The organism is Streptomyces sp. NPDC029152 (assembly GCF_055564355.1).
This window is the reverse complement of sequence record NZ_JBVHWR010000019.1, coordinates 115,188-124,420: the sequence shown is the minus strand read 5'-3', so window position 1 is coordinate 124,420 and position 9,233 is coordinate 115,188. Positions and strand designations below refer to the sequence as shown.

Genomic DNA, 9,233 nt, shown 5'->3' with positions numbered 1-9,233 from the left:
GACATCGCCTCCTGGGTCAAGGACGGCGGACCCGGCATAACCGACCCACCCGCCGTCCTCGACCTCTACGCCTTCCGCCCCTCCCGCCGCCTCCAGGCCGAGCTCCACGAGGACTAGGCCGTTTCGTTTGGATCAGCGGGCTGACCAGAGGAAGATGCCGGCGACGTGGAGGCCGGCCAGGTAAATGGTCGCGGTCTTCTCGTAGCGGGTGGCGATCCCTCGCCATTGCTTGAGACGGTTGATGCACCGCTCGACGGTGTTGCGCTGCTTGTATGCCTCTCGGTCGAAGGCAGGTGGGCGCCCGCCCCGGCTGCCGCGCCTCAGCCGGTGGACGTTCTGGTCGGCCCGGACCGGGATGACGGCCCGGATGCGGCGACTGCGCAGGGGCCCGCGGATCGCGCGGGATGAAGACGCCTTGTCCGCCAGGACTGCGTCGGGTCTGGTGCGGGGCCTGTCCCGGCGCCGCGGGACACGCAGGCGTGCCATCACCTCGGTGAAGGCCGGCGCGTCGTTGGCCTGTCCGCCGGTCAGGAAGAAGGCCAAGGGGCGGCAGCGGTCGTCGGCCGCGAGGTGGATCTTGGTGCTCAGTCCTCCGCGGGACCGGCCGATGGCATGGTGCGCCGGCTCGCCTGCCGGGGCCCTTCTTGCGGGCCCCGGCGGCATGCTGGTGGGCACGGGCGATCGTGGAGTCCACCGAGACCACCCAGTCGAGGTCGTCCTCCTCATCGGCCTGGGTCATGAGCGCGGTGAACACGCGCTCCCACGTGCCGTCCGCGGCCCACCTCCGCAGCCGGTTGCAGACACCCCGCCAGTTGCCGAACTTCTCCGGCAGATACCTCCACTGCGTCCCGGCCTGGAACTTGCAGGCGATCGCGTCGATCACCTCACGGTGGTCCCGCCACCGCCCACCCCGCTTCGGCGTCCGGGCCGGAAGTAACGGCTCGATCCGCGCCCACTGCGCGTCAGTCAACGACACAACCAGACCAACGATCGGATGATCTGAACGAAACGGCCTACAGCGGGACGTCCCTGCAGTGCGACGAGTGCCCCTTCGCTTCGACCAAGGAAGGGTCGGACAAGGGCGACGACCGGTACTCCGTCCGCCTGGTCGAGGGGACCGTCAATGAGGAAGGAGGACGCCGACTCGACACGATGTATACCCTCAACCGGACGCTGGACGGCGACCCGTTCTACGTGAAGATCACCCGCTGGGAGAAAGGCCCGTTCATGGGGCTCCTGTCCGAGTACAGCGTCAACGCCGTTCCAGGCCGTCGCTTCATCGAGGTGTATGACGCCGACGCCTGCCTCGACGACGCAGCCGCCATGGACGCCGCACGCCGGCAGGTGGTGGCCGGCAACGGCTACCACCTGTACCTCTACAGCCTTCAGGCCGACATCCCCGCCCAGGTCGACATCCGCATCTGGGACGCACCGCCCCCTGCTCCGGACGACGCCGAAGGCCACGTCGCCGTCACCCTCGAGTCCGGGACCGGAACCCTGGTCATCAACCAACTCGGCTACGGTCCCGCCGGGGACATGACCTTGCCCCGTCCAGGTGTGTACCGGGGAACGGCCTGGTGGACCGGCCGCCAGGCCATGGGCAGTTATCACGAAGCGACACTGCGCGATCTGGCTGCGTCCGGGCCGGAAGCCCGCCTGGCGGACGACTGGCGACACACCCCGCACACCGAACGGTACGTTCTCGATCTGGCTTGGGAAAGCGACCCGTCCCCGCTGGACGTTGAAGACGACCGATGATCCTGCGAACGGAACTGCGGACGTCGCCACATCCGAACCCGCCTGCAACGGTCCTCTGCGCAGCGAGCCCTCAGCGGATCGATTCCGCACCGCAGCGCGCCGGGCATCCCGAATGACAAGCATTTCGGCCCGCCCCCGTGTCCCGTAGTCGGGGAACCGGCTTCGGTCGCTGGCCGCGGCGGCCGGAAGGTGAGCACGAAGTCAGGCACGGTGGCGGAAACCGCCGCATGCAGACCGGCCAGCAGGACGGGGCGGGTGCGAGTTCCAGGTCCAGTGCGGCGGCAAGGCGAATCCGCTCGGCACCGAGCTCCGGTCCGTCCCGGCGCTCGTCGCGGCCAAGGTGATCGGCGGCCGTCCGCATGACCGCCAGGTCGCCGGCTCCGGAGAACTTCAGGCAGTCCCGCCAAGACGGCAGCCCCACCATGATCTGCAGTGCTTCGACGAGGTTGTGGCCGATCGGACCGGTCTGTCCCTCGGAGTCGGCGTACAGCACGGGCCGTGCCGTACGGTCCTCACCACAGAGGAAGAGTGTCCCGCCGGTGAAGTCGCCGGCCACGCCCTCCAGGGCAAGCCCGGACGACAGCCGGACAGGCTCGCCGTGGTCTCCGCGCGAGAGATCGAACTCACAGACGTTCCATAGCAGCTCAGCGAGGTCACGGTGCCTCCTGATCGAGTTCAGGGTGTCATCGTCGCTCGTCACGCGGCGCGCTCCGGCCCACCTCACTTCCGGATCGGACCATCCGCCCGGTTCGGGGGTCTGTCTCACGGCCGGAGGAGGGTGCGGGTGCGGATGAGGTCGAGTCTGGCCCTGCCGTGGCCGGCGCGTTTGAGAAGCTTGACCCTGGTCCCCTGGCCGGAGCTCCAGGCGCTCGACAGGCCGGCGACGACCGCGTCCCGGTCGTGGAGGAGTCCGTCGGCGAACTGCCGCGGGGTGGGCAGATCGTGCTGTCTGACCTGCTCGATCCATCCTTCGAGGTCTTCGCCGCGGTGATCGTGCATGAGCGCGCCGAAGGCTCTGCCGTACTCGACTGCGGCGTCGAGTTCGGGGCGGGTCGCCCGGACCTCCTTCAAGCCCACGGCCTCGTCGGGGTGAAGGCGCTCAGGGCGGCTCATGATCCAGCGCAGGGTTCTCCCGGGTTTCGGCAGTGCCGGGGGCGGTGGCGCTGTGACGGTGCCCTGCTTCAGTAGACGGACGTAGGAGTTGACCATGCTCCGGTCTCCTGGAAAGCCCTGGTTGCGTGCCTCCCGGTGGAGTTGGCCGGCGTTTCGGCATCCCTGGGTGGCTCTGTCCACGAGTACCGGCAGCGGTTGTCCACCGGTTTGAGCAGGGTGCGCGGTCGGCTGCGATGCGAACGGGGCAGGAGTCCGGGCAGCGCGGAGACAGCCTGTTGCGGCCGACGGTCCTGGGTGCCAGGGCACTTCAGACCGTGGCGGCCGGCTGCCCGGACACCGTCGTCGAGTACGAGTCCGCCGACTCTGTCCCGACGCGCCTTTTCCGCCTCGCCCGGCAGGCTGACTGTGGGGGCGGGAGGCTTACTTGGATGTGACTCGTCCTACCGGGTCGGGGCCGGTCGTCAGTGCCTCGCACTCCTTCGGCCACGTAGGGGTACCGGGATGAAGCTGGGTGCTGAGGTAGGCCGCGGTGAGCCGGGCGAGGGCGGCGACTCGCTCGGGGTTCTCGTCCGTGGTCTCGGCGGCGTCGTATCCGGCGATCCCGCCGAGCCCGTGCTCCGCGTCGAACAGGGTGAGCAGGGTCTTGGGGCCAGGGGCGAGGGTGTAGGGGTCGGCGTGCCAGTCCGGCCCCATGTCTGTGAAGTGCCGGGAATCGTCCTTGTCGCCGGCGACGACCAGCACGGGTGCGGTCATGGTGGAGAAGTCGACGGCCCCGATGATCGGCCACTGCTCAGCCATGGGCCCGTTGAGGACTTCGCCGCCTCTGCCGGGCGCGGCGAGCAGTACGCCTGTCTTGATCCGGGGCTCGGCGAGGTGGACCACGTTGCCGGTGTCGGGGTCGTTGAGCCCGGCGCCCAGCAGGAGGGCGGCGGTGAAGCCGCCGAGCGAGTGTCCGACGACGGCGACCTTGGTGGGGTCGATCCGCCCCGCGAGCTGCGGCACGGTGCGCTCTATCACGTCGAGCCGATCGAGGATGTGGGTCATGTCCTCGGCGCGGGAGCGCCAGAAGTCGGGTGCGCCGGGGGCGCCGGCGACCAGGTGGCTCAGTGTCCGGGAGGTGAGGTGGGTGGGCTGTATGACGGTGAATCCGTGAGCGGCCCAGAAGTTGGCGAGCGGCGCGTAGCCGTTGAGCGAGGAGAGGTTGTTCGAGGGGCCGTGACCGTGGGAGAGGAGGATGACGGGGAGGCCGGTTCCGGTCGCGGGCACGGAGACGCGCATCTGGAGGTCCACGGGACGTCCGGGCACGGAGAGGACTACGGGGCTGAAGGACAGGACCGGGACGGGCGTGCCCAAGGCGTCGGTGCTGGTGGCGGTGGGTGTGCTCACGATGTGGGTTCCCTTTCGGTGGCACATGCCGCCCGCCGGTCTCCTGCGACCGGCGGGCGGCATGGCGGTCAGGAGCGTCCCGTTTCGGCTAGCCTGAAACGGAACACCGCTCCATTTAGTATTCGGAGCGATGCTCCGTTTTGTCAACCGGCACGGAAGGAACACGTGATGACCACTGAGAGCCCGGCAGGGGATTCGCCGTCCCGAGGCAAGCGGGCCGACGCCCAGCGCAACCGGCGGACGGTGCTCGCTGCCGCCGCCGAGGTGTTCCTCACCTCCGGCGTCGACGCGCCGATCCGCCAGATCGCGGCACGGGCGGGCGTCGGGATGGCCACGATCTACCGCCACTTCCCGACCCGGGCGGATCTCGTCACAGCCGTCTACCAGCACCAGATCGAGGCATGCGCCGAGGCCGGCCCGAGCCTGCTGGCCAGTGCCGGCTCCCCACTCGAAGCACTGCGCCAGTGGATCGACCTCTTCGTCGACTTCCTGGTCACCAAGCACGGACTCGCCGACGCCCTGCAGTCCGACGACGACCGCTTCGCCGCGCTGCACGCCTACTTCCTCGACCGCCTGCTGCCCGTCTGTGCCCGACTGCTTGACGCCGCGGTCGAGGCCGGCGACATCAGGCCCGGCACGCAGCCGTACGAGCTGATGCGCGGCATCGGCAACCTCTGCATCGGACGCGACAACGACCCCCGCTACGACCCCCGACGCCTGATCGCCCTTCTCCTCCAGGGACTCCAGCGACCTCATGCCTCCTGATGCCGACGAGCGACATCGCGACCCGGCCTCTCCACGACGCCCACGCGAGCCGAGCGGCCGCCTCCCAACAGCCGGAGACGCCGGCAGGCAGCAGCACCCCTGAACCGGTGCTGTCGTTTCTCATGGACATCGAACACGACATCACAAGGACGCTGCTCGACGTCGTGAACATCCGCTGTCGTGACTCGTGGACAAAGCCATCGGTGTCGTCACCGGCGGCCTCACCGTTGCCACCACCCTGCGACCCGACGGCCAGGTGGCCGTCGCCGTCCAGTACACCGACGCCTCCGAGTGGTACACCCTCACCGGCAGTCCCGCCCCACTCCCCCACCGCGACGGTCTGCGGCAGCTCCACGATGCCGTCCTTGACGCCCTCCGAGCCGGGGCGGCGCCGAAGTCCCCTCCTGATACCTCAGCCGGGTCGGCATCAGGTCACTCGTCCTCGAACGCCGACCGGCCAGGAGGCCGGCCCGTCGGCTTGGACTGTGCTGTCCGCACGGGGGTGTGCTCGGCCAGGACCGCGGGCATCCGGGGTGGCTGCGCCGTCGGGGCGCGCCTCGAGCAGTGGCGCGGGTCGCCACCCGCTACGAGAAGACCGGGACCGTCTGCCCGGCCGGACTCCTCCCCATCGCAGCCGTCTTCCTCCGGTGGTCCGCTCGATGATCCAAACGTAACTGCCCACGTGCACTGGGGAGATCCCGACCACAGGGACTCTGGGTGGCCGGATGGTTTGCGGAGCATGCCGTTCTTAGCGTTGCCTTATGTCGATCATGCGGAGTCGGATCAGTCGCCGGACAGTGACCGTGCTCGCTGTCGCCCTTCTGGTGTCATGCGTTCCGGCAGAGTCCGAAGCGGCGGCTTCCGATCGCCTCTCCCCATTGCAGCGCGCTGTCGACGCCCTGCGGGACGACGGCGTCACAGGCGTGTCGGTGAGGCTGGAGACGCCCCACGGAGTGCGGTCCGTTCGCAGCGGGGTCGGTGATCTCAGCACCGGGCGGCCCGTGGTCATGGACGGCTATCTGAGGATCGGCAGCGCCACGAAGACGTTCGTCGCGGTCGTACTGCTCCAGCTCGTCGGTGAAGGCCGCCTGTCGCTGGACGACACGGTGGACACCTGGCTGCCCGGCCTGGTCCGCGGCCATGGCAATGACGGGCACCACGTCACGTTGCGTCAGCTGCTCCAGCACACCAGCGGGCTGCCCGACTACATCGGCGACGTCGTCCCCGATCTCAGCGCCGCCGGATACCGCGCGAACCGCTGGACCACCTACACCTCCCGGCAGCGTGTGGCTCTTGCGATGAAGCACCAGCCGTCCTTCGCGCCCGGTGCCGGCTGGGAGTACTCCAACACCAACTATGTTCTCCTCGGCATGGTCATCAAGGCGGTCACGGGCCGTTCATGGGAGCACGAGGTCCGGGCCAGGATCATCCGTCCGCTGCGGCTCACCCGCACTCTCACACCCGGCAACCGGCCGTTCCTGCCCGGCCCGCATGCCCAGGACTATCAGCAGTTCGAGCCGGGTGGTGTCATGACCGACACCACCGTTGCCTACCTGCCTTTCGACGCCGATGCCGACGGGTCGATGATCAGTACGGCCGCGGACACCAACAGGTTCTTCACGGCGCTGCTGCAAGGCAGGCTCCTGGCCCCCGACCAGCTGGCCGAGATGCAGCGCACCATCGAAGTCCCCGCCGATCGTGGCTTCCCACCGGGCACGCGTGACGGGCTCGGCCTGTTCTGGACGCCCTTGTCCTGCGGAGGCGGGTCCTGGGGGCACAGCGGCGACGGATTCGGATATCTGGTGTGGCCTGCCACGACCCCGGACGGCCGGACTACCGTCACGGTCTCCTTGCACAGCCGACCGGGCGATGAAAACAGCGCCACCCGGCAGATGCAGGACGTTACGGCTCTCGTCGACCGCGCGCTGTGCTCCGCTCGTCGATCGTCGATGTCCCCATGAACAGCACCCGCCAACCACGCTGAACGAAGCCGCTGCGACCAACCCGCACAGTCCGCCCGGTCCGCCGGCCGCCCCGGAGAGCCGCATGTCGGAAAACGCCCCGGCCGTGGCCGCTCGTACGAGGGTTCCGAGGATGCGAACGCGGCCTCCGTGCTGATCCTGTGCTCCGACCAGAGAGGCACTTGATCAGCACGGAGGCCGCGAAGAAATGACCCTTCTGCACCACAATGCACGGCGCGAAGCGTTCACGGTGACACCACATTTCCGGGATGACTTCTTCGACTGCCTGGCCGCGCGCGGGAACGAGTGAGGCTGATCCCCGGAAGCGGACACCGGGTTTCACACGGCGAGTGACAGAGCATGTGATGTGATCAGGCGCTGTTCGCACTCGACCGGTGTGAGGCGGCCGAGTACGAAGTGCCGGTGACGTCGGTCGTAGTACGACCTCCAGCGGAACAGTTCCAGGCGGGCCTCGGGAGGTCACGGCAGTTCTCCTCGGGACTCGTGGTGTCGAGACGAGGGAACCGTGCGGGCTTCAGGGGATCATCACGCAGTGGTTCTCGATGACCCGGCCGCCGCGGTCGAGGCCGCCGCAGACGGCCAGCCTCGGGTACGCCCTGATCTCCCGGTCGACGACGAACCGCCACCGCGAGGCGTTCGCCTTGCTTGCCCGGTAGTCGCCGACGAACGCGCGCAGCGTTCCCGGCAGGCCGTCCCGTGTGGTGACGGTGATGTCCTGGACGTAGTCGCGGCCCTGGTAGGCGGTGGCGACGCAGATGTAGGTGCCGCAGGTGGACTTCACTTCGGCACTCGCAGGCGCCGCGGTCGCCAGCAGCAGCCCGCCGGCGACGGTGAGGGAAGCCGTGAGGGTGGCGATCCGTCCCCCTGCCCTTCGTGCTGTGATCATGAGTCTCTCCTTGTTCGCGTGCACGGTCTCACCCCGCCGATTGCGGGGCCGACTCGTATGTCACGGTCTGCTCCGGGCAGCCGGCCGTCGTCCCGGCCAGGGCTGCCGCCTCCGCGTCGTCGGCGGCAAGGCTCCAGTGGAGGTGTCTGCGAGACGTGGGTGGGAGCAGTGGTGGTGGGGGCGGGACGGCGAGGGTGGCGGCGGCCGGGCCGCGCAGCGAACGGTGGGCATGGGCTGTTGGTAACGGCACGTGAGGGGGCGCTGTCGGGGGTTCGGTGAGTGCGCCCCCCGTGTGGGTGCAATGGTCGTACCGGCCGGCGACCACCGGTGCCCTTCCGCGCGGTGCCGGGGACGGGATGCCGTGGCACGGCTGTCAGAAGCGCCACGGCATCCCCATGCGGGGCACACACGAGGCACGGACTGGATGCCCTCCTGGCGCTGCCACGTCACCTCCCCGAACGGGTACCGCAGCCACGGACACGCCGCTCGCGCCCGTGCCGTACGCGTTGCCGAGGCGGCCGCCCCTACGGGCGCAGGCCCGGCGGGGGGCTGCGGGGGCGTCCGGGCCGGCCGGGCCTGGTGTGCGGCGCCGGGGGCGCCTGGGCGGCCGGCGCGGGTCGCCGGGCCGTGGAGGAGGGGTGCGGCGAGGGCCGTGGCGGCCTGCTCCGTGCGCCGGCGGGCGGCCGCTTCGATCTCGGCGACCTTGTGCTGGACGTCGGGAGCCCCGCACAGGGCGCGGAACTCCTCGTAGGAGAGGGTGGGCTCGTCCTGAGAGGGCACGTGGTCGGCGCACTCGATGCCGCGGCACGCCTCGCGCCGATGACGGCGGCGCGAGGGGGCGGGACGTTTCGTGCCACGGGCGGCACGCCCGGGCCCGAGCCGCAGTACGTGAGCCTCTCCTCGGACATGGCGGGCGTCCGGGCCCCGATCGCGCTGCTCGGCCGGCAGTACGGCTCCTCCGGCGTCCACGCGGCGGGCGTCACCGTGGACGGCCCGGTCGCTCCCGGCACCGGCTTCGACCCCGACGACATCGCCGGGCACCGCCGAAGGCCCGGGAGGGGTCTTCTGCCCGCTTCCGGTCGGTTCCCTCAGCGGCTGTCTCCGCGTCGAGTCCGGACACCCCCTCGCCTCAGTCCTCTTCCGTGACCGTGATCGCGCCGCGCGGGCAGGCGCGTGCGGCCTCGTAGACCGAGTCCGCCTGCTCGGGGCCCGGTTCCCCGCACACGACGAACGCCAGGCCCTCGTCGTCGGTCTGGTCGAACACCTCCGGGGCGATCAGCACACAGGTGCCTGCCCCGCAGCACCTCTCGGAGTCCACCGCGATCCTGAACATGGGCCTGTCG

The 9,233-nt window shown here is 69.8% G+C and carries 9 protein-coding genes and 2 pseudogenes; 4 read left to right on the top strand and 7 right to left on the bottom strand.

Going from position 1 to position 9,233, the window contains the following annotated elements:
* Positions 1-132: 132 nt before the first annotated feature.
* Positions 133-982 (bottom strand): IS5 family transposase gene (locus ACZ4V6_RS30455; RefSeq protein WP_467833672.1). Its coding sequence is split into 2 segments (ribosomal slippage): positions 133-621 and positions 623-982, totalling 849 coding nucleotides; the frame shifts between segments, so codons are not numbered across the junction.
* Positions 983-999: 17 nt separating this feature from the next.
* Between ACZ4V6_RS30455 and ACZ4V6_RS30450 the strand changes: the two are divergent.
* Both ACZ4V6_RS30450 and ACZ4V6_RS30445 read left to right on the top strand, forming a co-directional pair.
* Positions 1,000-1,137 (top strand): annotated as a pseudogene (locus ACZ4V6_RS30450) (NucA/NucB deoxyribonuclease domain-containing protein); the annotation flags it as partial.
* Positions 1,138-1,152: 15 nt separating this feature from the next.
* A complete protein-coding gene (locus ACZ4V6_RS30445) occupies positions 1,153-1,758 on the top strand; it encodes a hypothetical protein (RefSeq protein WP_467833666.1) in 606 nt (201 codons plus the stop codon).
* A 70-nt stretch (positions 1,759-1,828) separates the two neighbouring features.
* On the opposite strand, the gene ACZ4V6_RS30440 is transcribed toward ACZ4V6_RS30445, so the two are convergent.
* The 3 genes from ACZ4V6_RS30440 to ACZ4V6_RS30430 all read right to left on the bottom strand — a co-directional run bounded on the left by ACZ4V6_RS30440 (position 1,829) and on the right by ACZ4V6_RS30430 (position 4,257).
* The gene (locus tag ACZ4V6_RS30440) at positions 1,829-2,458 is read right to left on the bottom strand and encodes a hypothetical protein (protein WP_467833664.1); all 630 of its coding nucleotides are present in this window, start codon (positions 2,456-2,458) and stop codon (positions 1,829-1,831) included.
* Between the two features lie 62 nt (positions 2,459-2,520).
* Positions 2,521-2,871 carry a hypothetical protein gene (locus ACZ4V6_RS30435; protein WP_467833662.1) on the bottom strand — a complete coding sequence of 117 codons (351 nt, stop codon included), beginning with the start codon at positions 2,869-2,871 and terminating at the stop codon, positions 2,521-2,523.
* Between the two features lie 420 nt (positions 2,872-3,291).
* Complete coding sequence (locus ACZ4V6_RS30430) at positions 3,292-4,257, bottom strand: alpha/beta hydrolase family protein (RefSeq protein WP_467833660.1); 966 nt, start codon at positions 4,255-4,257, stop codon at positions 3,292-3,294.
* Between the two features lie 168 nt (positions 4,258-4,425).
* Here ACZ4V6_RS30430 and ACZ4V6_RS30425 point away from each other — a divergent pair, with 168 nt between their 5' ends.
* The gene (locus ACZ4V6_RS30425) at positions 4,426-5,022 is read left to right on the top strand and encodes a TetR/AcrR family transcriptional regulator (protein WP_467833658.1); all 597 of its coding nucleotides are present in this window, start codon (positions 4,426-4,428) and stop codon (positions 5,020-5,022) included.
* 761 nt (positions 5,023-5,783) lie between these two features.
* A complete protein-coding gene (locus ACZ4V6_RS30420) occupies positions 5,784-6,983 on the top strand; it encodes a serine hydrolase domain-containing protein (protein ID WP_467833657.1) in 1,200 nt (399 codons plus the stop codon).
* 339 nt (positions 6,984-7,322) lie between these two features.
* Here ACZ4V6_RS30420 and ACZ4V6_RS30415 read toward each other — a convergent pair.
* The 3 genes and pseudogenes from ACZ4V6_RS30415 to ACZ4V6_RS30405 all read right to left on the bottom strand — a co-directional run.
* Positions 7,323-7,457: pseudogene (locus ACZ4V6_RS30415) on the bottom strand (IS3-like element ISRhosp1 family transposase); the annotation flags it as partial.
* A gap of 61 nt (positions 7,458-7,518) precedes the next feature.
* Positions 7,519-7,890: a hypothetical protein gene (locus tag ACZ4V6_RS30410; RefSeq protein WP_467833655.1), complete on the bottom strand. Its 372-nt coding sequence runs from the start codon at positions 7,888-7,890 to the stop codon at positions 7,519-7,521.
* A 1,129-nt stretch (positions 7,891-9,019) separates the two neighbouring features.
* Entirely contained in the window at positions 9,020-9,223 is a 204-nt protein-coding gene (locus tag ACZ4V6_RS30405; protein ID WP_467833653.1) for a ferredoxin, read from the bottom strand.
* Positions 9,224-9,233: the final 10 nt, after the last annotated feature.

Bases quoted from the DNA above. Each gene is read 5' to 3' on its own strand.
- ACZ4V6_RS30420 (WP_467833657.1), top strand. From the start codon at position 5,784: ATGTCGATCATGCGGAGTCGGATCAGTCGCCGGACAGTGACCGTGCTC.
- ACZ4V6_RS30405 (WP_467833653.1), bottom strand. From the start codon at position 9,223: ATGTTCAGGATCGCGGTGGACTCCGAGAGGTGCTGCGGGGCAGGCACC.
- ACZ4V6_RS30425 (WP_467833658.1), top strand. From the start codon at position 4,426: ATGACCACTGAGAGCCCGGCAGGGGATTCGCCGTCCCGAGGCAAGCGG.
- ACZ4V6_RS30410 (WP_467833655.1), bottom strand. From the start codon at position 7,890: ATGATCACAGCACGAAGGGCAGGGGGACGGATCGCCACCCTCACGGCT.
- ACZ4V6_RS30435 (WP_467833662.1), bottom strand. From the start codon at position 2,871: ATGAGCCGCCCTGAGCGCCTTCACCCCGACGAGGCCGTGGGCTTGAAG.
- ACZ4V6_RS30445 (WP_467833666.1), top strand. From the start codon at position 1,153: ATGTATACCCTCAACCGGACGCTGGACGGCGACCCGTTCTACGTGAAG.